Origin of the sequence: Cobetia sp. QF-1 (genome assembly GCF_002213105.1) — a bacterium.
Classification (GTDB): Bacteria; Pseudomonadota; Gammaproteobacteria; order Pseudomonadales; family Halomonadaceae; genus Cobetia; species Cobetia crustatorum.
The window spans coordinates 713,944-737,187 of the sequence record NZ_NBVS01000002.1 but is presented as its reverse complement, the minus strand read 5'-3'; the positions used below and the strand labels follow the sequence as shown (position 1 = coordinate 737,187).

At 56.6% G+C, this 23,244-nt stretch carries 17 protein-coding genes; 2 read left to right on the top strand and 15 right to left on the bottom strand.

The genetic code is table 11. The annotated features are described in order from the left end of the window. Nucleotides 1–24 precede the first annotated feature (24 nt). The 13 genes from CFN46_RS06480 to CFN46_RS06420 form a co-directional block, all read right to left on the bottom strand. A complete protein-coding gene (locus tag CFN46_RS06480; RefSeq protein WP_088743005.1) occupies nucleotides 25–1,191 on the bottom strand; it encodes a glycosyltransferase family 4 protein in 1,167 nt (388 codons plus the stop codon). 240 nt (nucleotides 1,192–1,431) lie between these two features. Then, complete coding sequence (locus CFN46_RS06475; protein WP_088743004.1) at nucleotides 1,432–2,550, bottom strand: hypothetical protein; 1,119 nt, start codon at nucleotides 2,548–2,550, stop codon at nucleotides 1,432–1,434. 8 nt (nucleotides 2,551–2,558) lie between these two features. Then, nucleotides 2,559–3,401: a glycosyltransferase family 4 protein gene (locus CFN46_RS06470; RefSeq protein WP_088743003.1), complete on the bottom strand. Its 843-nt coding sequence runs from the start codon at nucleotides 3,399–3,401 to the stop codon at nucleotides 2,559–2,561. Between the two features lie 39 nt (nucleotides 3,402–3,440). Further along, entirely contained in the window at nucleotides 3,441–4,430 is a 990-nt protein-coding gene (locus CFN46_RS06465) for a phosphoribosyltransferase family protein (protein ID WP_088743002.1), read from the bottom strand. Next, complete coding sequence (locus CFN46_RS06460) at nucleotides 4,427–5,533, bottom strand: glycosyltransferase (protein WP_088743066.1); 1,107 nt, start codon at nucleotides 5,531–5,533, stop codon at nucleotides 4,427–4,429. Before CFN46_RS06460 ends, CFN46_RS06465 begins: the two co-directional genes overlap by 4 nt. Continuing rightward, a complete protein-coding gene (locus CFN46_RS06455; RefSeq protein ID WP_088743001.1) occupies nucleotides 5,523–6,989 on the bottom strand; it encodes a lipopolysaccharide biosynthesis protein in 1,467 nt (488 codons plus the stop codon). Before CFN46_RS06455 ends, CFN46_RS06460 begins: the two co-directional genes overlap by 11 nt. A gap of 162 nt (nucleotides 6,990–7,151) precedes the next feature. After that, nucleotides 7,152–8,294: a DegT/DnrJ/EryC1/StrS aminotransferase family protein gene (locus tag CFN46_RS06450; protein WP_088743000.1), complete on the bottom strand. Its 1,143-nt coding sequence runs from the start codon at nucleotides 8,292–8,294 to the stop codon at nucleotides 7,152–7,154. Between the two features lie 104 nt (nucleotides 8,295–8,398). Next, nucleotides 8,399–9,709 (bottom strand): exopolysaccharide biosynthesis polyprenyl glycosylphosphotransferase, encoded by a 1,311-nt coding sequence (locus CFN46_RS06445; RefSeq protein WP_246116515.1) that lies wholly within the window; start codon nucleotides 9,707–9,709, stop codon nucleotides 8,399–8,401. A 55-nt stretch (nucleotides 9,710–9,764) separates the two neighbouring features. After that, nucleotides 9,765–11,987, bottom strand: a complete 2,223-nt coding sequence (locus tag CFN46_RS06440) for a polysaccharide biosynthesis tyrosine autokinase (protein WP_088742999.1) — start codon at nucleotides 11,985–11,987, stop codon at nucleotides 9,765–9,767. A 105-nt stretch (nucleotides 11,988–12,092) separates the two neighbouring features. Continuing rightward, nucleotides 12,093–13,205, bottom strand: coding sequence for a polysaccharide export protein (locus CFN46_RS06435; protein WP_217897783.1), 1,113 nt, complete (start codon nucleotides 13,203–13,205; stop codon nucleotides 12,093–12,095). Between the two features lie 1,321 nt (nucleotides 13,206–14,526). Further along, entirely contained in the window at nucleotides 14,527–15,636 is a 1,110-nt protein-coding gene (locus CFN46_RS06430) for a glycosyltransferase family 4 protein (protein ID WP_088742997.1), read from the bottom strand. Nucleotides 15,637–15,857: 221 nt separating this feature from the next. Then, nucleotides 15,858–17,018 (bottom strand): glycosyltransferase family 4 protein, encoded by a 1,161-nt coding sequence (locus CFN46_RS06425; RefSeq protein WP_088742996.1) that lies wholly within the window; start codon nucleotides 17,016–17,018, stop codon nucleotides 15,858–15,860. Then, nucleotides 17,015–18,019: a glycosyltransferase family 2 protein gene (locus tag CFN46_RS06420; protein ID WP_088742995.1), complete on the bottom strand. Its 1,005-nt coding sequence runs from the start codon at nucleotides 18,017–18,019 to the stop codon at nucleotides 17,015–17,017. The genes CFN46_RS06425 and CFN46_RS06420 overlap by 4 nt, the downstream gene beginning before the upstream one ends. A gap of 645 nt (nucleotides 18,020–18,664) precedes the next feature. On the opposite strand from CFN46_RS06420, the gene CFN46_RS06415 reads away from it, so the two are divergent. Both CFN46_RS06415 and CFN46_RS06410 read left to right on the top strand, forming a co-directional pair. Then, nucleotides 18,665–19,426 (top strand): TSUP family transporter, encoded by a 762-nt coding sequence (locus tag CFN46_RS06415; protein ID WP_176426424.1) that lies wholly within the window; start codon nucleotides 18,665–18,667, stop codon nucleotides 19,424–19,426. Nucleotides 19,427–19,480: 54 nt separating this feature from the next. Beyond that, nucleotides 19,481–19,747, top strand: a complete 267-nt coding sequence (locus CFN46_RS06410; protein WP_088742993.1) for a hypothetical protein — start codon at nucleotides 19,481–19,483, stop codon at nucleotides 19,745–19,747. Nucleotides 19,748–19,825: 78 nt separating this feature from the next. Here CFN46_RS06410 and glmS read toward each other — a convergent pair whose 3' ends face one another. Together glmS and CFN46_RS06400 are read right to left on the bottom strand one after the other, a co-directional pair. Next, nucleotides 19,826–21,778, bottom strand: coding sequence for a glutamine--fructose-6-phosphate transaminase (isomerizing) (glmS, locus tag CFN46_RS06405; protein WP_088742992.1), 1,953 nt, complete (start codon nucleotides 21,776–21,778; stop codon nucleotides 19,826–19,828). A 116-nt stretch (nucleotides 21,779–21,894) separates the two neighbouring features. After that, complete coding sequence (locus CFN46_RS06400) at nucleotides 21,895–23,241, bottom strand: UDP-glucose/GDP-mannose dehydrogenase family protein (protein WP_088742991.1); 1,347 nt, start codon at nucleotides 23,239–23,241, stop codon at nucleotides 21,895–21,897. Between the last annotated feature and the right edge of the window lie 3 nt (nucleotides 23,242–23,244).

The following is a 23,244-nucleotide window of genomic DNA, read 5'->3' as shown; positions in this document are numbered from 1 at the left end:
TGATCATGCGCTATTTGCAAGGCCTCAGGCCGATGCAAGTACTGACTTGCGCGACGCTTGCTCCAATGTATGCTGCAAGCATCCAAGGTAGGCGCGCACCACGATCTTCTGGTCAAACTCGGCTTCGATTCGTGCTCGCGCTGCCTGCCCTGCCATGACAAGTGCGTCGTGTGGCAGCTCCAGGCAGGCTTGAAGCTGTTGTTCCAGCGATTCGGTACTACCGGCTTCACATAGCCAGCCAGTGGTACCCGGTAGTACCGAGCTACGACACCCCGGTACGTCACTGACAATCGCGGGACGTCCCATCGAAGCGGCTTCCAGAACCGTGCGTGGCATACCCTCACGATAGGACGGCAGCACCAGAATATTGGCCTCGGCCAGGAAGGGCCGCACATCATGCTGTTCACCGAGATAGTGCAGCACTCCGCGCTCGCGCCACTGCGTGATTTCCGCATCACTGATCGCAGTGCGGTTGCTGATGCCAGACGGACCGATCAGCCAAAAACGTGCCTGGGGATAGCGCTCATGCAGTCGCTCAGCGGCAGCTACGTATTCGCGCACCCCCTTGTCAGCGATCAACCGTGCAACCATCACGAAGGTCAGCGGTGGCCCCACCGGCTGCGGTGTGAAGGCAAAGCGCTCCGGGTCAATTCCTGCCCCCGGCAATACGACTGATGGCGTCGACTTCTGTAGCCCTAAGCGCATGAAGAGCGCTTGGTCATCGCGATTCTCGAAGAACACGCAGCGAGCACCGCGATTGGCAAAGCCGTAAAGCGCGCGCACCCGCCGGAACAACCAGCTGTCATGCAGGAAAGCAGTACCGAGACCAGACACATTGTTGGTGTAGGGAATGTTGAGCAGCCGGCAGGCCAGCCCTGAATAGACGTTGGCCTTGATGGTGAAGTTGAGCACATAACGCGGCTTCAGTTTCAGCAGTGTCATCAATAGCGACAGCAAACTGCGCCCTTCACCCACAAGCGAGGTGCCCTTGCCTTCCATTCCCAGCGCGCGATGCTCGACCTTGAGCTCATCTACCAGGCGTTGACTATGAGCATCGGCCGGCGCGAGACAGATGACACGGTAGCCACTGTCACGTAGACCCTCGATGACCCCGCGATGGAAGTTATAGAGAAAGAATGATGAATTGGAGACCAACATCACCGTGGGAGGCTGGGCGTCACGTTTAGGCATGTGGCTATCCTTGGCAGTTCATGCGTAGTGAATGACCGACGTCGTTAATGACTGGCATAGCTGATGACGTGCGAATAGATGAGACGAGCGCATCATCGGGTCATGCAGAAAGCATCAGGCGTCGTGGGTCTCAGGTCGACGAGGAAGTCATCGACCTGAGAGGTATCCTGAGGGGGCTACAAGGGGATGAATGACTCACAGCACAGGCCATGCGCAAGGCATGGCCTGATAGAGCGTGTGTCAGTCGAGTAACGAGGGGCGACGCTCATGTTGCCAACGGCGCACAAGCCCAGTGTCATATGCCATGCACACGACATAGATCACCAGGAACGGGAATCGATAGCGCACCGCGGTGCCGTAATTGAAAACCACCAGCCCATAGATGGTGAACGCACCGATGAGATACAGCAGCCAGAATAACGTCTTCTCACGCTGCACCTGCCAACACTGCACGGTCAACCAGACAAGAAAGGCCACCACCAATACATTTTCGCCAGACTGGATGAGCTGCAGCAGGTTGGCAGCTTCCCAAGGCAACGGCTTGATCAGGAAATAAAGCGCGCCCTGCACACCGGTGACGACAAAGTCACCAAAGCCCTGAATGATCTGGACATCCTCGATCTTGCCACCATCCTCGATGTACATGGCTGCCCGGAAGAAGTTGATCTGGTCCACCGCCAGCGGGTAGATCACCAGTACGCTGGCACACAGCCCGACCAGTAACCAGCAGAAACGCTTGCCGGAAAGACCACGACGACTGACGTCATAGATCAGATAGATGCCGAGGAATATCAGCATGATCAGCATGTTCTGGAACTTGATGACCCACAGCGGCGCCAGGAGAAACAATGCCCAACCAGGGCGGCGATCGATCGCAAGCAGAAAGCTCGCCAGCATGATGCCGGTGACCAGAGTGTCACGCAGGCTCAGCGAGCTATAGAGCACCAGGCTTGGGTAACAAAGCAGAAACAGCAGTACGGCGTGCGAGATGATGCCTCGGCGGATCATCATCATCAGGCCGCCGATATAGAGAAACTTGTTGAAGAACCCCAGACTTGAAACCGTCTCCACCAGCGGCAGCGGCAACAGGGCTAACAGACCGGATGAGAACGACACAGTCAGCGAGCGATCCATCGCGTCCCAATCCATGCTGCGCATCGCCATCACCTGCTCCCAGTAGCGGAACTGGTCGGGCATATAGCTGGCATCAAACAGTACATTATTGAGCAGATAGGGCACTGCGCTGCTCAGACTCAGGATGATCGCCGTATTACGGGTCACCCAGCCGCGTAGATGGCCCACCATTACCAGTACCAGACACACGAGCAGATTGGGCAGATCGAGCAGAATATCTTCCATGAAAAGGCTTAATCTCGTTCGGAGCTGTTCGCCATCACGGCACGGGGGGACTCGACAGAAATAGACGATGGCACTGCCGAAGGTGATACGACTTGCCTGCTATTATCTAGCGCACTGACATTCAGGACACTACCGCCCTGGGCGCTGACCTCCAGACTTCCAACATTCAGAGCACCAGCATCGGTTGTCTTCGCAGAAGAGATGACACCCGCTGCCTTCAGCAACAATCCCAGACACTGCATCAACTGCAAGTCCTTGAGTTCTGCGCTGGACTCCTGCATCTGTGACCCATGTACCGCCGGTGAGGCGGACGATGCCAAGGCAAGATTCACCAGTGCCACTCTGGTTCTCGAGACACCCCCTTCGCGCAGAATCTCGCGGGTTATCTCATCGCTGGCAGACAATGCCAGAGCCGCCTGCGGATACTTCAACGCCATCTTGCGGCGTAGTCCGTTGGCTTTATCACCCAGCGCATGCCATTCACTGCTGATCAAGGTGGCGTGATATATCACCACCGGCACACGATCTCGATTGAGGCGCCCCGCCTTGAGCGCCATCAGATTGGCATCCAGACCACTGGCCAGTAACACGCACGGCCGATGGCGGGCCAGATAACGTGTCAGTGCCAGGATACTGGACAAGCGGTGTTGCGCGCCCAGCTCTACCAGTCGCACGCCGTGGGCCAGTGCTGCCATCACCTGTTCGTCGGCCTGCTGCACCACAAGGTCCACTTCATGCCCCAGGCGCATCAGGCCTGCTGCCAATGCCAACATCTGGCGTGTCTCGCGACGGTCCCTTTCACGGCTGCCCTGCCGTGCAGAGACAAACAGCGCCATTCTATGCGTTTTCATTCCAACTCCTTCGCAGTACTTGCAGAATCAGCCTGCCCATCAGGCCAGGCGCTGATAGACACTGCGTGCCTGACGCGCCAGTGGTGCGGGCAACAGTGCAACTCCCTTGCGCGCCACTCGCTTGAACGTGAGCTTTAGCCACTTTCCCTTCTGACGCTGCATCAGAGCGGCCCACTCAGGAGTCATCATCTGCTGGGAGTCGACACAATAAACGGGCTTGCCGGTCAGGCGCGTGATGTTGGTGGACTGCCCTTCTTCGCTTTCGATGAATAGCCGACAGCCTGATTGGAGGTAATAGTCCGCCTTGTGGCTAGCATGACGTTTCTGGCGCAGACGTTCTTCCTTGCTAGGCAGGTCCAGCATGATCAGATGGTCATACTCGATACCGTGACGTGCCAGCCATGCTTGTGTCTCCGGTCGGTATTTCTCCAACCGGTTGGTGACAAGAGAGTGCACACGATAGGTCGGCAAATGTAGCGGCGGTGCGCTACTCAGAAACTCACGATACAACGGGCCATCATCATTCTGAGCTGGCGTGGGATCGAGACACAGCACACCGTCAATATCCAGGCAGCTATCAGCGAGGGCGGGATGATGGAACATGTTCCACTGGAACATCCGCGGGTGTTCCAGCTCCTTCAGGTATATGTCGACACCGACCACGGGCGCCGGATTGGCATAGATCACACAAGTCGTGATCTCACAGCGGCAGTCCGCAGGAATGCGCGCCAGTGAGGCCTTGAGTGAGGCACCACTATTGAAGCTGTCATCTACCAGCAGCACACGGCAGGCTTCCCAGAGTGAGGCGGATTCACTGCGCAGCTTGCGCGTAATGCCCTTGCCCGGCGTGCCATTGGCGATGAACGTATCGAGATCAGTACAGGCCAGGTTGAGCATCGCGCTGATCATGTAAGCCGGCACCATACCGCTGCGCGGGATACCGACGATCAGATCAAAATTGCCTGCTTGCAACTGCGACAAGTGATCCGAGATATCGCGACTCAGGTCGCCGTAACTGCGATAGTTCATGCCGCCTCTCCCTTGTGCCCAACGCGCGCGCGGCGGGCTACCTTGTCCATCACGTCATGCCGTACCAGCTTCAAGACTCGTCCGCGCTTCATGTGCGAGATAAAGCCCAGTCCCCGATAGAAATTGCTCAACCGTTGATGTGGACGCTCAGGCGCCATCACGTACTGCTTGAAGTAGTGATACAGCGGAATGTATAGCGTATCGACATTGGGAAGATGACGAGTGCTGGCGTGAAAGACATCAATGGCCGAGAGCATCTCGCGCTGGTAGCGAAGCTCAGCCTCCACTTCTTTCTGCTGCGAGGTCCAGGAGCCCTTGGCGTTGCGGCGATAGACACAGGCAGTATCTTCGTAATAAAGCGTCTCACCCAGCAGTGCCATGTAGGCCTGCAGGAAGAAGTCCATGATCGGTGCCGTGCGATAGGATTCAAGCATGGCCTCTACGCTTGAATCCATGCGGCGGAATGCCAGCGATGGTGAGGGAATTGAAGCGCCCCGCAAGCCAATCACCGCCTCGGCAGAAATCTTCTGCACCGTCTCGGCGTAGCGACAGATGATCGTGTGATCACCGCTGTGCTCATCGAATTCGATCGCCGGATGGAAACACACCGTGGCCGTCGGGTTAGCATCAAACAGCGCAACCTGACGCGCGAGCTTGTCTGCCTTGATCCAGTAATCATCGCCTTCACAGTAAGCAATGATATCGCCGCGCATTACCGGCATGCAGAAGGTGATCGGCCAGATATGCTGCGAATACTGGTTCACGTCCTGAAGGATCGGGCGAATGATATTCGGGTAGCGCGCCGCATATTCTTCGATGATCTCGCGCGTGCCATCGGTAGACGCATCGTCGTGCACCACGATCTCGAATGCGAAGCGCGTGCGCTGCATCAAGAAGCCATCCAACGCCATGCGGATGTAATCACCATGGTTGAAGGCAAAGCACATCACGGAGACACGAGGCGCACTGATTCCCCCTTCCCAGCCGGCCATGATGGTCGCTTCGTCGGCGGGCGCGGGCGGCACCGGGACGTTACCTGTTTGCGGCGTCCCGCCGGTCACTGGCGTCTGAAGCGCCCGGGAATAGCTGAGTTCAGCTAGCATTCAAATTCTCCACTTTCCGTTGTGAAAGACGTTCTTGAATCCAGGCAGCCCCGTATTGCCATGCCGAGAAGCGCAGCAGACACGACAGCAGCAAGTAGAGCCCACCAGCCAGCCCACTCAGCACCAGCAATTTCATCATTGGCGACCACGGCAGATAGGGTTCCACTAGCCACGTCGCCATCGCGAGCCCTCCTGACAGCAAGAGTGACGGCATGAAGTCCGCCAGCTGCTCGCCAATGCTGTAATTGATCAAATCACGCGAGAACCAGGCATTGGGGATATACGAGAGCACTGCCACGACAATCTGACCGACAAGAATCGCCATCACGCCGTGACGCCAGGTAAAGGCCAGCACCACACAGATCAGTACCTTCTTCAAGACTTCAAGCCCCAAGAACAGATCCGAACGCCCCTTGACCTTGAGCACATTGAGGTTGAGCGCACTCAATGGATGCATGACCGCCGCAATGCACATCAGCTGCAGATAAGGCACGGCAGACAGCCAACGCTCCGGCAACAGGGTCATGAACAGGGGCTGAGCCAGCGCGGCCAGCAACAACATGGCAGGGAACAGCAGGTAAACCATGACCTGCAGAATCCGTCGATAGGCCCTCTTGAGAAGCTCCGGATCATGCTGAATGCTGGCCAGTGCCGGGAAAGTCACGTTCTGCACCGCCGTCACCAGCTGGTTGATCACCAACTCCTTGAGGCGCTCTGCAAAGAAGAACAACCCCGCGACAGAGGCAGCGAACAGCTTGGCGACCAACAGCACGTAGAGATTGACGAAGACCACATCCAGCATCCTCGACAGAAACATCTTGTAGCCAAAACTGAACATCGCCTTGAAGGAGGTGGTATCGAACGTCAGCGACGGACGCCATGTGCCCCACCACCACAGCAGCGCTGTGGTCACCAGCGCCGCGATCAGCATCTGCCCTACCAGGGCCCAGACGCCGTAGCCCAGCCAGCCCAGCAACACTGCTGCGATACCCGAGATGACGCTGCCGGGAATCCCCGCTTTCATGCGAGTCCGGAAGTCCAGTGCGCGATTGAGCATCGCCCCCTGAATCACCTCAAACGCATTGATCAACACCACCAACCCGCCGATACGCACCAGCATTATCAGACGGGGTTCGGCATAGAAGTCAGCAATCATGGGGGCGGCCGCAAACAACAGAACATAGGCGATCACGCCAAACGCAATATTGCTGAAGAAGGCGGTACTGGCATCAGACGGACTCAGTTTGGGAATCCGCAAAATGGCTTGCGACAGGCCGGAATCCATCATCGCCGAAGCGATCGTCAGGAAGACCAACACCATCGCCAGCAACCCGAAGTCTTCGGGTAACAACAAGCGAGCCAGCAGCAGCGTGACCAGACTGGCCATGCCGCGGCGCAGAAGCTGGTCAGAAAAATTCCACAGAATGCCAATCGCTGTTTTGTCTGTCAGTGACACGTAGGTACCTCGTGGTCGCTCAATAGCGTGTCTTCCTCAATACGTGCTGGCACATCCTGCGGAGCGCTCCACACCAGCGCATCGATGATTGATAGGCGTGCATTCGCTGGACGAAACCAGGATGCCTCGGCAAGTCGCCTGCATGGTGGCAAGCCCCCTGGATCAGGCAGCCTTGACGTGCCGATCAACCACTATGCGCACAGCTGCCAGGATCTCGCTTACCTCAAGCCCGGCATACAGCGGCAGACACAGAATGCGGCTGGCAATATCCTTGGAGTGGAAAATGCGCGGTGTCGAGAAGTCTTCTTCCTGATGCTCCGCAGCCGGACGTCCCAAAAACGCCAGCGATTCCAGTGACGGACAGAAATAGCGTCGTGCCATGAAACCTTCCTGCTCCAGACGCTGCATCACGTCGAGCAGTACGCTTTCACTTTCGAGGATGACCGGGAAATAGGCGTAGTTGAGGCTGGCACCGATTCGACGCGTCTGCAGCTGTACATTACCGCGCAGCGCTTGGGCATAGGCATGCCAGACTAGCGCACGACTTTCCAGATTGACTTCAATCTCATCCAGCACGCACAGCCCCATTGCCGCTTGGAACTCATTCATCTTGGCATTGATGCCCAACTCTTCGATGCACTCAGGGCCGGTGATACCAAAGTTGATCATCTTGCGCGCACGCTCCAGGTCTTCCTTGCGCTTGAAGATGATGGCGCCGCCTTCAATGCTGTGGAACAGCTTGGTGGCGTGGAAACTCAATGTGCTGGCATCGCCATACGACAGCAGGCTTCTGCCGCGATAAGTGGCACCGAACGCATGTGCGCCGTCGTAGATGACCTTCAAGCCGCGCGCTTCGCCCAGTGCATCGATCGCCTCAACATCACAGGCATTGCCAAACACATGTACCGGTGCGATAGCTCGTGTACGCGGTGTGATAGCGGCGTCAATATTGGCAGGATCAAGACACAGAGTCGCAGGATCGATATCCGTGAACACCGGCTGCATGCCTTCCCACTTCAAGCTACTGGCCGTCGCAATGAAGGTGAACGGGGTCGTGATGACCTCTGCAGGCTCATAAAGCCCTGGCATTCTGGCAATGCCCAGCGCGCGATAGGCTATCTGCAGAGCCAGCGTTCCATTGCTGACCAACAGCAGATTCTTGACGCCCAGGTAGGTTTCAAGACGCTTGGTGAGTTCTTGCTCCAGCGGACCATGATTAGTCAACCAGCGGCGTTCAAAGATGGCATCCACATAGCGATCAAAATTCTGGCGCTCAGGGAAGTACGGGCGCGTCACCGTGATCATGATATCGACTCCTTTCGTACATCAGAAAAGGTTGGCTCTCATCCATTGGCAGAGAGAGCGGTACCAGCGCTGCGCTTTCGGTGCCGAGCGCCTGACATGGCCGCTTAGCGCGACCCGCTCCCGCTGATGACGATCTTGATGGTGCGTATCACCACCAGTAGATCCAGCCAGAAGGAGAAATGCTTGATGTAGAAGAAGTCGTACTCGAGCTTACGAATCATCCCTTCTACTTCGGCGGCGTAGCCTTGCTCTACCTGAGCCCAGCCGGTAATGCCCGGGCGCACGACGTGCCGGTAGTGGAAGAACGGCACATCCTTGCGATACCAGTCCGCCAGATTCATCGATTCAGGCCGCGGGCCAATCAGACTCATGTCGCCCTTGAGCACATTGATCAGCTGCGGGAGTTCATCAAGACGGAACTTGCGGATGATGCGTCCGACGCGCGTGATGCGCGGATCACTGCCCTCTTGTGTAAAGCCGGCGCCCTTCATGCCGTCATACATGCTGCGAAACTTGTAGACGGTAAATGGCCGGCAGTGAAAGCCCATGCGCGGCTGACGGAACACCACCGGACCAGGGCTATCGAGGCGAATGGCCAGTGCAGTCAACAGCATGATCGGCACCAGCAATGGAAGGAGTACAAGAGCCACGGCCAGGTCTATCCAGCGCTTGATGACCTCGTAATCTTCACGCGGAATAAGTGAGCCGTATTCATTGGCATACAGGTGATCAAGCAGCACACGACCGGTGATCATTTCGTGAGCGTGGGTCGCGTGATAGACCGGTATACGGTGAATGGTGCAATCGGCCAGGAAGCTCTGCCATTCGCTGGGCAGCTCAGCGCGCAAGTCAGCGACTACGCCATCGATACGGCGGATGCCGATCAGGTCTGGTCCGGTCAGCGTGAACCAGTCAACACCAGGACGCGTACACAGCCCCGGCGCCTTGCCAAACGGCACTACGGCAAACCGCATGCGGCGCAAACGCGAATCGATGTAGTAGTAAGCAGTACATAGGCTGACGGCGAGCAGGAAGGACAGCCCGACTTGGTGGCGTGAATATTCGAGGTTGAAGACGCCCAACATCAACATCAGTGCCAGATAGAAGATCACGATGGCCGGTACGACATAGAGGTAGGAGCGCGTTCCCGGTAGACGTGACAGGCGATTGACCGCCGTAATCGATAGCGTATAGGCAACTCCTGTCCCCAGCAGCGCATGCCACTGCCCTTCACTGGTCACCCACCAGACGTAATTGACGTTTTCAAGCTGGTTCATGTATGCCTGATATAGCGCTGGCCCAATCACCACGACCAGCATGCCGAACACCAGCTGTAACCGTTTGCTGGCGATCAACCGCTCATAGTGATGCGAGTAACGCCGCTGATGCTCCATCGATAAGGGAATATCGCTCATCGTGCCTACCTCCTCCGTGAATTAAGCGTCATGCGAGCTGCATGGCATGCCAGGGTCAGGCGTAGCTGTAGTTGTAGTTGTAATACCCGTAGCTATTCTTATCGCCGACACCTTGCTCGATCGCATTCAAGATGGCGCCCTTAACGTGGATGCCATTGTTCTCGAGCTTCTTGCGAGCATGCTCAAGCTCTCGCACCTGATTCATCCCAAAGCGAGCCACCATCAGACTGGCGCCAACATGACGGCCGATGATCAGCGCCTCGGTGACAGCCAGTACAGGAGGGGTATCGATAATGATCAGGTCATAACGCTCACCGAGAAGGTCAAGTAGCTGAACGAAATTCGGTTGCATCAATAGCTCAGAGGGATTGGGCGGCGCGACACCACGTCCAAGGAAGTCGAGGTTGTCGATGCGTGAGTGATACAGCACATCTTCAAACGCACGCGCACCACTCAACACATCGGATAGCCCGCCCTCCTCAGAGGTGCGTTGGAAGGCATGATGCAGGTGGCCGCGACGCATATCGGCATCAATCAGCAGCACTCGCTGCCCGGCCTCGGCGCTCACCGCTGCCAGATTGAGACTGACGAAGCTTTTGCCGATGCCCGGGCTCGGGCCAGTGAACATCACGGATTTACGCTGATTGTCGAGCAGCGCGAAGTGCAGACTGGTGCGCAGGCTGCGCAGCGCCTCAATGCTGATATCGGAAGGTTGTGAAGTCGCCAGAATTCCCTGATAGATTTCACGCCCTCCCTTCTCACCCTTGAGACGCACACGGCGCATCATGCCTGGCTGTAGCGGCGATAGCGGGATAGTGGCGTAGACCGGCAAGTCCAGTGCCTCGATCTGCTCAGCAGAGTCGATACCTTTGCGCATGGAATAGCGCAACAACACTACCAGCACGCCCAGCATCAGCCCGGCCATGCTGAAGACCATCATCATCAATGAGGTCTTGGGCGAGATGAGTCCTGGTTGCAGCACGGCAGAATCAAGGATGCGAACGTTGCCGACGGTGCCCGCTTTCTTGAGACGCACTTCCTCACGCTTGTTGAGCAACGCAACATAGATTTCCTGACTCACGGTGACGTTACGATTCAGGTTCAATGCTTCACGCTGTGCGGCCGGTAGTTGCTCGGCCTGCTTCTGGACTCGTGCCTTTTCCCCATTCAGCGAATCGCGACGCGCTACTAAAGCGCGATAAGCCGGGTGCTGTGGCGTGTAGGCACGTGACAGCTCTGCCAGACGCAGCTTGATCTCGGTGAGCTGGTTATCCAGCCCTACCAGATTTTCCATTACCTGCTGGCTTTCCGCGGTCAGATCAACTGAATCACGGCGGCGACGATAGTCATTGAGGGCAGATTCGGCCTCGTCCAACTGACCACGCAGCGTCGGAATCTGATCACCCAGGAAGTTCAGCTGGCTATCCGCCTCGGCAGACTCGCGCTCGATGTTCTGCTGCAGGAAGACATCAGTGATCGCGTCCAACGTACTGACGATAGCGGACTGATCACTGCCTGACAGACTCAGCGTGACAACGCCAGTATCGGTACCATTACGCAGAGCAGTGAAGCGCGACTTGATCGCATTGATGGCGCTCAGGTCAGGAATGCTGGTGAGTGTGAAGCGCGCCCCCGGCTTGGCAGACAATCGTTGCACGAAGACCTTGATACCTTCTGCCAGTGCATTCTCACCGACAGTACCGCGCACCAATAGAGTGCCCTCAGCGTCGTTCAAGCGATAATGCTCGGCATCCACCACTTCAAGCGTCAGTGCCTGACGCTGCCACTGACCACTCAGGTCCAGTGTGGTAACCGTCAGCGAATCATCGCCCCACGCATAATCGTTGCCGCCCAGGCTATCTGGTAGACGAAGATTACGGTTCGACAACCAATTACCGATCAATGGGTAGCGCATCGGCGTCACGACAATATTGAGACGCTCACGCGCCACGGCCTGCCCGAGCACCAGCCGCGAGGCAAGAATTTCCAGCTCATCACTGGTACTGCCTTCGTCCTTACCGACCGCCTGTCCCGCCAGCGGCCCCAACAAACTGGCGCTAGCGCCCTTATCTTCGATCTGAATCAGGGAGTCGGCGAGATAGATACGCTGCTGGCTACCCACGATGTAGATCCCGATGACTGTCAGCAGTAGTGTGCTGGCAATCAACCACCAGCGGCGATGCCAGAGCAGCGCCAGAATCGTGCTGAAATCGAGGCGACGGCCGGCATTTTCACTGGCAGGCTGCGCGGCCGACGACGGTGAAGTGTATTGATTCATGACACCGCCTTGACTGAGTGCTGCAGGTTCGACAGGCAATAAAAGGCAGTGATGGTCATTGAAGAAACGTACATGAAAGGTGTTGGCATCCGAGTCATCATTGAATCAATCCTCGATGTCGTCGATGACCGAGACGAAGGCCCCAGTACTGGTCACTGACGGCAACAGCTGGCTCAGCACGCGGTTCCAACGGCTGACCGGTGCCGCGGTCACATAGACCACGTCACGCGGCTGCAGCGGAAAACGTGCGCCCAGCATCAGAGAGGTCGCATCGGAAATATCGAGAATGAAAACGGTCGCCAGCTTGTCCGAGTCCGGCGCATTCTCACGGACAACGAAAATACCGGACGGGTCAGCGCGCTCTTCATCAACACCACCAGCACGCGACAGTGCGTCAGTCAGGCTCAGTCGCTCATTCCCCACTGGCATGTTGCCGGGCTTGAGCACCTGTCCCAGCACGAAGACGTTCTGGTCTTCCGCCACTGGCACATTGATGACATCACCGTCCTTCAGCAGACGGTTCTGACGCATGTCACCTTCCTGCAGCAGCTGATAAAGGCTCAAGCGCTCCTGCTTGCCATTGCGGGTCAGGGTAATGTTATGAGTATTGGCCAGCGTGGTGACACCGCCGCTCGCACTGATGGCATCAATCAATGTCAGCGGAACGTCAGTCACGGGGACGAACCCGGGCTCGGTAACAGCGCCGCTTAGATAGACGCGCTGAGAGCGGAACTGTGCCACCGATATATTGACCTGAGGTTCGGTGATATAGCGGGAAAGGCCTTTCACCAGAGCAGCACGCACCTCATCAACGGTCTTGTTCTTGACGTTGATACGCCCGACATAGGGATAAAACAGGGTGCCATCCGGCTGAACGGTATAGGTCAATGCCTCAACGGTCTGGCGTTGTACACCAGCCTCCTGAGCCAGATCCAGCGGCGTGCTCAGATTGATATCCAGCACGTCTCCGCCACCAACACGGTAGACATAGCGCTGGAGATCGGCGACAAGCTCCGCACTGGCAGGTGCTGTCTGGGCAACGCGTGATCGATAGGTACCGATTAGCCCCGGCGTAATCGGACTGATCGTGACCTGGTCAGAGAGCGGCGCGACCTCAGCCTCGTAATCCATATGACCACCAGGCGCAAAAGCACACCCTCCTACTGCCACCAGCAGTGTGGCAAGTGATAACGCCTTGAGCGTTGATCTGACCGGCATTTCCATAACCTTTTTCATCCCCTGTAAACCCTGACCGATGCAGTCACCGTGGTGATTGGACACGCTACCGCCCCGAGGAATTGGCCTTCTCCCCTGCAGCCCACTGATACCTGCTTTCCCTGTCCTTCCAGAGTCGACCGAACGGATCCGGAACGACCCTGTAACGTCATCGAACACCTCATGGCATATGCCATCTTGTGTGCATCGATACGTTGAACTTCATCACCTGACAATGAGAAGAATCATTCTATTGGCCAAGTGACATATAATTAATTAATGCCAGCGCTACATATTGTTACTCATCGTCATGTTGGATTCTCATACTTCCTTGACATAGAGGACAACGCCGCCCTCAAAGAGATTGACTATTTAAAGAGTCATGACAACAAAGACACTAACGACAAGGATTAAGCACAAGAGTATTAGCGATTTAATAACCATTGCGCTTGAAGCATATTAATCCGACAAGAATGCCATCAGACCGAGAAGCGCTGCCATTAAGACTGACGTTACTTGACACGCGATCAATGCCAGCAGGAGTGGAAATTTATTATCGAGAGCACTCCATGGAGAGAAGCGCGCTTGCGCTCACACATCAGAGACTCTTACCTTGCGAAATCAAGCAAGGCATCACTTTGTGAGACAAGATCTTACGGGGGACATGAATAACTCCAGCCCAGCATCGCCTGCGCTCCGACCGAGCATGACACCTTTGAAATACAAACACCTACTGACCGTTGTGCGTAATATTCTGTCACTCAACCTCCCATTTCTAACGTCCTGAGATGAGACGTGATGACTTGCGACAGCTTCCACAAATCCCACATCCACACACAGCACTGCGATGAGATGGCTCTGATCAGTGATTTCAACAATAGCAACACGTAACTGGCCTGATACAACGACCAGAAAATATTGAGGGACCACTAATCAACCTGACGATGATGATAGTAAATCAATTAAAAACAACAGCAAGGAAAAGTCTGTTTATCGCGACGATTTTACTGGCAGCATTAACTTTAGACTGCCTTACCTCAGTCTTGCCATCAGCAGAGTGATACTGGTTACTGTCGCGACTTGAATGAGTATAACCAAGAGATGCCTCATCTCTTCCTGGCATCATATTACTGATATTTAACCACCCACCTCAGTCAGTGATAATGAATAATCTAAACTCCGTGGCACCAGAGGCCGCGCAGCGAAACACCGAGCGCGATGCATGAGAATGTCTGGCATAAAAAATGGGCCGCCAATGTGATAAACATCGCCGACCCATAGGGGGTGCCATATCGCTATCTTAAAGTCGCTTTCTGAGCCTTGTTCAGCTGGACGTTTCGAACTGTGAAGCTGCCTGACCTTGCTGATGTGTGGCGTAAAGCGTGAGATGTCCAGCCACAGCGCTATTGATGTGATAGCAACCACCATGACGACGCGCATTACGTGCGCATGAACGCCGCAGCTCTACATCACCCACCAGTCGCGCAAGCGCCTCGCTATAACGAGCAGGTGTCTGCTCATCAACCACCAGGCCATTGCCTACCCGATGGACGACCTCGGCACAGCCACCAACATTGGTCACCAGTACCGGCAGTCCGCTCAGCGTGGCCTCCAACAGGGAGATCGGCAATCCTTCCCAGGCAGACGACATGATGAAGACATCTGATGCTGCCAATAGGTCTGCCACATCTGAAATATTTCCCATCAGCGTGACATGTTCACCAAGCTGCAACGTGTCGATCTGTGCCAACAGTGCGTCCTTGTGCGGCCCTTCCCCCGCGATGCGCAGTGCAAAGGATAACCCCTGCGCCTTGAGCCGAGCGCAGCTCTCCAGCATCAGCGAGTACTGTTTGGCATCCGTTAGACGACCAATCGCTGCGAGCTGCACAGGCGCATCAACAGAAGCCTCACGCCAACCACTGGCCTTGAGCCGCGCACCCGAAACAGCATTGTCGATCTGCACTACGGGCCGCGAACTTAGAGGCTCAAGCTTGCGCGTACAGGCATGACAGATGCCAATATAGGCGCTGACACGGCGATCAAACAGTCGGAACATCCAGTTAGGTGCTCCCAACTCAATACTGTGCACGGTCATCACCACCGGTATGCGCCGTGGTAGCAGGAAGGCAAACATCAGCACGTAGTAGAGGTGACAATGCACGACATCCGGAGCGAAGCGTGTCACCTCAGCCCGTAGCCGTGTCGCACCTCGCCATGGACGACGCCGCGTTTCGGCACCCAGGAATGCATAACTGATGCCGCCTGCGCTCAATTGCTCCAGGAAGTTGCGCTCGTACTCGAGGTCACGACCACACTCTTCGGCGCGCTCCAGAAAGGTAATGTGCACACTGTGGCCTGCGGCCACCATCGCCAGGCTTAGATCCTTGACATAGACCTCAGCCCCCCCAGATGCGGGGGTTGAGATGACATGCATGATTCTCACGGCGATAGCCTCCTGCTGTCGTTCATGAAATACAAAACCGAGCCGCCATACCGAGGCTCGGAAAATGCTGAGTCATAAAACTCACATTGTAAGTGCGCGAAAAAACACTACGAAAACGGCACCAAAAACCTCTCGGGACCGCTATCAGATCATTCGCAAATTGCTGTCTGAACCATCTCGGTAACAACCGATCACGCGACAACCCATCAGTATCAAATGGCGCGCATCAGCGTAGGTGACTCCAGTTCTTGCAATACTCCACGCCAGCTCGCCTCGACCGTCCGCCTCGAGAAGCGCTCAAGTCCGTAATCAACATTGGCACGCAGCTTGGCGAGCACAGCATCATCTGCCATCACTTCTCCCAACTGATGGGTCAATAAAACCACATCGCCGCTTCTTACTAGATAGCCGTTGACGCCATGCTTGATGATCTCGCGGGGGCCCGCTGGGCACTCGAAGCTGACACACGGCACACCACAACTCAGCGCCTCGACCAACACCAACCCAAAACCTTCAAAGCGTGACGACAGCACGAAGAGATCGGCCGCCGCATACTCAAGGCGAATATCACTGGACTGACCCGGCATTTGCACCTGAGCAGCGATGCCCAGCGCCTCGGCTTGCGCCTGTAGCTCAGTGCGGCAGTTACCCTCACCGACAATACGCAGCACCCAGTGTTCACGAGTCGCCGCGGGGATGGCCGCCCAGGCATCGAGCAACAGATCAAACCCCTTCTGCGGATCTAGACGTCCCACCGCCACCGCGACATGAGGTGTCGCACGCGACGCTTCCCTTTCCACTGCTGGCGAGGCCTGCCGTTGGCCAAGCACATGCTCAAGCGGATTCAAATTGGGTACGACACTCAAGCGCTCACGCGCGGCAGGATGCAATCTCTCCCAGTATTCTCGGTCTTCGTGTGAGAGCACCACAACCCGGTCTGCACGCCGTGCCGCCAAACGCCGTGCAGTATCCCGTCGCGCCACCCCTAGATCCGAGGTGGCGTTGAAGTGCTCCCAACAGATATAGCGCGTACGGCGGCATAAATAACTCGGCAGCAGGAAAGGCAAGAAACCAATGCTCTCGACCACGACCACGACGTCAGGTCGCTTGCTCATCACCATCAACAGCAGGCGTATGAACAGCAGCACGCCACGCAACGCACCAAGGTGTGATCGCTCCGGATGCAGCGACTCATGCACGATATCCTTGTGCAGCGGATACGGACTTTCGGCGGGCCCATATTCACTGATCACTTCGACGCGATATTCGCCACTAGCCGCCAACATGTTGGCCGTATCAGCACAAGCACGCTCGGTACCTCCCGTGCGCGACTGGGCACCGGTGTAGAACAGAACATGCTTGCGAGACGTCATGAGGCGTATTGGCTCCGTCGAATCAGTTGCCGGGAGAGTGGCGGGCTCAATACGTAGCTGATCAACAGTGCTTTTTCTTTAAGCGACAGCTGACGAAGCGCAGTCCATGACGACTGGCGTAACTGAGCAAGAATGACGCGTCGAACACGAGAATCATCCTGTGTCTTGTTGATGGCCTGGCGCATGATGAAGCTCACCCCGACAAAGCGCAGGGCGCGTACTTCCAGTAACGGCAAGCCATGAGCCGCCGCAAAATGGGTGCGGTAATGATCCTCAAAGACTTGCCAACTGCGATGAAACTTATCCAGCTCTTGATTACTGAACGGCTTGCGCGTCAGAGAACCGTCGCTGCGCTTGTCAAAGTGATACAGCACAGCAGGGATATAGAGAACACGCTCGGCACGCCCGAACAGGTCGAGGTTATAGAGGCTATCCTGCGACACTGGCAGAGGTGGGAAACTAAGCGCACAAGCCAGGTCTGCACGGATAGCCTTGCCCCAAGGCGACGAGACGATGGTATCGCGCATGAAGTCACCAAAGGCTTCCCTCTGAGTGTGCTCAACGGATGCCGTGCAGAATTGAACACTGTCCATGTCGCCATGCGGGCAATGCAGGCGATAACGGAAGACCACGACATCCGGATGTTCAAAGGCTTCAATCTCGGCTTTCAGATTATCCAGCGCTCCAGGCGCCAGATAATCATCAGCATCGCAGAACAACACGTAACGCCCAGTGACCAGACTCAGTCCATAATTGCGCGTACAGCCCGGCCCTATATTGTCAGGATTACGACGCAGCACTAACTCGGGTGCCGTATCTAATGCAGCCTGCTCTTCAGCCCACAGAAAACCATCATCGGACGAAGCATCATCAATGATGATGTGTTCGAAGGTTGCCTGATTCTCACGCAGGCTTTTGATACAGCGTTCAAGATCACCACCCGAATTATGATTCGGAGTCACAATCGAAAAGAAAGGAGACTCCACTGCTTTACATTCCATGCCTTACCCTTCTATTCAGTCGATTCTTGTCAGGCCAGCTTTGATTCATCTGCTGATTTGTAAGTACTGGTATATCAGTGCTTGCCACATCCGCGCTGAACGTGGCATCGACCGCGGGAGTACTACTGGCATGCGAGATAATGCATCAGAGACCCGAACAGACCCGAATCGGACCAAAACCCGACATGATGTGGTATCAAAAAGCGACACTTCACACTCCATCGTTCACCACAGATTAATAATTCACTGATGCTGGAACAAGACAACCTGTCGCCAAAAGCCGAAATCATGAGATGGAATGCGCCTAACATCTGCCATCTAATACAAAAACTTCAGAATAAGTGACCACTCTGTTACTTCAATCATGTTTAGCCTGTTGAGCCATTGCACCCAGCAGCATCATGCGGAGTACGCTAGTCATCTCAACCACTGGTGGCGTCGCATATTGGCGCGTGGTGTCTGCCAGTAGACAAGTTGGTGATTGGCTGCAGCTCGCACGAAGAGTGACGAGTATTGGTGCTATCTGGCACAACGTCATCCACACCTTTCAGGTCCGCTCGCGCTATCATGACCTTGTCCCGTTACGGACTCGCTTCTCGATGCCTGCCCACCAGGTATCATTCACCTCCATTCTGCGGAGAACTCATGGCCCTTTGGCAACTAGTCGCCATCATGATGAGCCTGGCACTGGCCAGCTATATCCAGACCTTGACGGGATTTGCCTTTGGGCTGATCGTCATGGGATTACTGGCCACGCTTGATGTACTGCCAGTCGAAAGCGCCGCGCTGCTATGCGCTCTGCTCAGCCTGTTCAACAATGCCATGGCCTTGCGTGGGCGCTGGCGCAACATCGATCTGCGGCTGGCCCGCCGGCTACTGACGACAAGTCTATTGCTGTTACCGGTAGGCTACTTTCTCTCCACCTGGCTGGGAGAAGAGCGTGCACCGCTACTGGGCCTGTTGCTGGGTATCGTCATCCTGATCGCCTGCATTGCCTTGCTGGTGCAATCAAAGCCCCGTGAGACGTTGTCACCGCGCTGGCATTTCCATATTGCCGGTGCACTATCGGGCCTGATGGGCGGCCTGTTTGCCGCCAATGGTCCGCCGCTGGTCGTGATGCTCTATCGCCAGCCGATGACGCTGGTGGCGATTCGCTGCACCCTGTTCGGCGTCTTTCTGATCGGCGGGCTGGTCCGCATGGGGCTCTCCATTGCGTCGCCCGGTCGTGCTGGCGATCACCTGAATGAGCTGTTACTGATCGGTGCCGCAGGCGTCTTCGTTGTCATTGCCTTCACCGAGTTGGCGCGCCGCTTTCCTCCCCCCCTCAGCGATCATCACCTGCGCCAGGTCGCCTATGCCATCCTGCTGGTGGCGAGTGGTAATCTGATCATCAAGGGATTGATCTAGGCACTCAGGGAGCAAATTCTCCGTGCAGTGAATTTCAGACAGGGAGTCGTGTTGATGCAGCAGAATCATGATCCAGCCCCTCAGGACGAGGGCTTCATCGAGCTGGCGCCAGGCACACTGGAAGCCATCAAGGCTGCAGGCAAGAAATTCGATGAGGACGTCAAGGCGGGACGTGCCATCTCGGGCAGTTCACGCTGGGTCATGGGGCCTGCGGGAGATCGCTTCTGCATTCGTCATTCAGGCCCGAAGCCTGAGCCTGAAGTTGCCCCTGAGCCTCGCACCTGGTGGCGCCGCCTTCTATCATGGGTCTTGCCAGACTGAGCAGCATAAAAAAGGGACTGCCCATGGGCAGTCCCTTTTTACACGCAATGTCATCTCACATCATGACGGGGTAGACGATCACTCTACCGTGACACTCTTGGCGAGGTTACGCGGCTGATCAACATCGGTGCCCTTGAGTACGGCGACATGATAGGAAAGCAGCTGCAGGGGTACGGCATAGACGATGGGCGCGAGATAGCGACACACGCCCGGCACCGTCACTACATGCACACCCTCACCCGCCTTGAGGCTGACTTCAGGGTCGGCAAAGACGAACAGCTGACCGCCACGCGCCCGCACTTCCTGCAGATTGGACTTCAGCTTTTCCATCAGGTCATCCATCGGTGCGACCGCCACGACCGGCATGTCCTCGTCGATCAGTGCCAGCGGGCCATGCTTCAGCTCGCCCGCCGCATAGGCTTCAGCGTGGATGTAGGAAATTTCCTTGAGCTTGAGCGCCCCTTCCATCGCGATGGGGTACTGGCTACCGCGTCCAAGAAACAGCGTGTGGTGGCGATGCATGAACTTCTCGGCCAGCTGAGCGATCTCGCCATCCAGCGCCAGTGCCTGTTCCACGACATGCGGCAAGTCCTTCAGACGCATCAACAGCTGACGCGCGAGCAGATCATCGCCGTCAGACGTGTTTCCCCCACGACTCTGGCGCAGCGCAAGCGTCGTCAACATCAGCGCAACCAGCTGAGTGGTGAAGGCTTTGGTGGAGGCGACGCCGATTTCCGGGCCTGCCCGTGTCAGCAGTGAAAGATCGGACTCGCGCACCAGTGAGCTACCCGCCACGTTACAGATGGCGAGGCTGGCCAAATAACGGCCGGCCTGCGGGCCTTCGGCATTCAGCTTCTGGATATCACGCAGCGCTGCCAAGGTATCAGCCGTCTCGCCGGACTGGGAGAGAGTGATGAACAGCGTACCCGGCGCGGCGACACGTTCGCGATAGCGGAACTCGGAGGCCACTTCGATCTGGGTCGGCAGACCCGCCACTTCTTCCAGCCAATAACGTGCCACCATACCGGCGTGATAGCTGGTGCCGCAGGCGATGATCTGCACCTGGCGGACCTCGGTGAACAGCGCCGCCAAGCGTGCGGTATCCACGAGCTCCTTGCCCTTCTCCGCGCCTGTCTGCGCGGCGAGGAACGAATTGCGCGACACCTCGAAAGCGTCAAGCCTTACGCCCTGTGGATCAAGACGATCCGCTAGCGTGCGGGACAGCACGGTGGGCTGCTCCATGATTTCCTTCATCATGAAGTGGCGGTATTCACCCTTGCCAGTCGCTTCGACGCTATGCTCATAACGCACCACTTCACGCTCGACCGGTGACAGCGCATTGCCCCCCGCCTTGCGCTCAAGCACCTGAATGCCTGCCGAGGTAATGGCCACCATGTCGCCTTCATCGAGATAGATGAAGCGATCAGTCACCGGCAAAAGCGCCAGCGGATCAGAAGCAATGAAATGCTCATCAATACCGACACCGACCACCAGCGGACTGCCCTGGCGCGCGCCGACCAGCAAATCCGGAGAATGCTTCTCCATCACTGCCAGCGCAAAGGCGCCATCAAGGCGTTCAGTGACGGCATTGACCGCTTCTGGCAGCGCCTTGCCGGCACGCAGCTCGCGATCGACCAGATGTGCCACCACCTCAGTGTCTGTCTCGGACGTAAAGGTATAACCCGCCGCTTCCAGCTCATCACGCAGCGCTTCATGATTCTCGATGATGCCATTGTGCACGACCGCAACACGCTCGTTGGACAGATGCGGGTGCGCGTTCTGCTGTGCCGGACGCCCGTGAGTCGCCCAGCGGGTATGTGCCACGCCGATGGCGCCACTCAATGGCGCGTCAAGCAGGACTTCTTCCAGCGCACGTACCTTGCCTACCGCCCGTGCACGACGCAGTTCGCCGCCTGGATCGATCACGGCGACGCCTGCAGAGTCATAGCCACGGTATTCGAGGCGATGTAGCCCCTCGATCAGAATCTTGCTGATATCACGCTGCGCCAGACCGGCAACAATGCCACACATGGGAAACTCCTCTTGTTCGTGCCAACCCGCCCAGAAACAGGGTCAGCACGAATGAATTCGATGCTTATTTCATGCACTCATGTCAGGGCTGAGCCCAACAATGCGCAAAGGCAAGATCAGTCGCGCGCCAGTGCCAGAGTGTCGCCACGACCCACGGCGTAATACATCAGCCCGGCAGCTTTCATGGCGGACGGCTCGAACAGATTGCGACCGTCGACGACGACGGGGAAGCCAAGCTGTGCCTTGAGCCACTGCGCATCCAGCGTGCGGAATTCCTTCCACTCGGTGCAGATCACCAGCGCGTCCGCACCCTTTACCGTCTGCTGACGGTCCGCGACCAGCACCAGGTCATCACGCTCGCCGTAGATACGACGGCATTCCTTCATCGCTTCCGGATCGTAGGCCTGCACCGTGGCACCCGCGGCCCACAGCGCTTCCATCAGCGTGCGGCTCGGTGCATCACGCATGTCATCGGTATTGGGCTTGAAGGCCAGCCCCCACACCGCGATGGTCTTGCCGGTGAGATCGCCATCGAAGGCGCGTGACAGCTTCTCGAACAGCGTCACCTTCTGGCGCTTGTTGACGGACTCCACCGCAGTGAGCAGCTCCGCTTCATAGCCGACCTGACTAGCCGTACGCGCTAGCGCTTGCACATCTTTCGGGAAGCAGGAGCCGCCATAACCACAGCCCGGATAGATGAAGTGATAGCCGATACGCGGATCACTGCCGATGCCGCGACGCACTTCCTCGATATCCGCGCCGAGACGCTCGGCCAGATTGGAAATCTCGTTCATGAAACTGATCTTGGTCGCCAGCATCGCGTTGGCGGCGTACTTGGTCAGCTCTGCGGCGCGTACCGCCATGAACATCAGCTTTTCATGGTTGCGGTTGTAAGGGGCGTAGCACTCACGCATACGCTCGCGCACCTTCTCGGAATCCGTCCCCACCACGATGCGTGCGCCACGGGTGAAGTCATCCAGTGCGGCGCCTTCCTTGAGGAATTCCGGGTTGGAACAGACATCGAAATCGTGGCTGATACCACGAGTTTCCAGCACTTCGCTCACGCGGGCATGCACACGATCTGCCGTGCCCACCGGAACGGTCGACTTGTCGATGATGACCTTGTAGCCATCCATGTATTCACCAATGGTGGCAGCCACTGCCAGCACATACTTGAGATCAGCACTGCCATCTTCATCCGGCGGTGTACCAACAGCGATGAACTGCAGTACGCCATGCTCGACAGCCTGGCGAGCGTCTGTCGTGAAACTCAAGCGACCCGCTTCTGCGTTACGCAGCAACATGCCTTCAAGGCCCGGCTCATAAATGGGCAGTTCACCGCGCTTCAGGCCGTCTATCTTGGCTTCATCCACATCCATGCACACCACATCGTGGCCAACATCAGCCAGACAGGTGCCCGTGACCAAGCCTACATAACCGCTTCCAAAAATCGTGATCTTCATTGA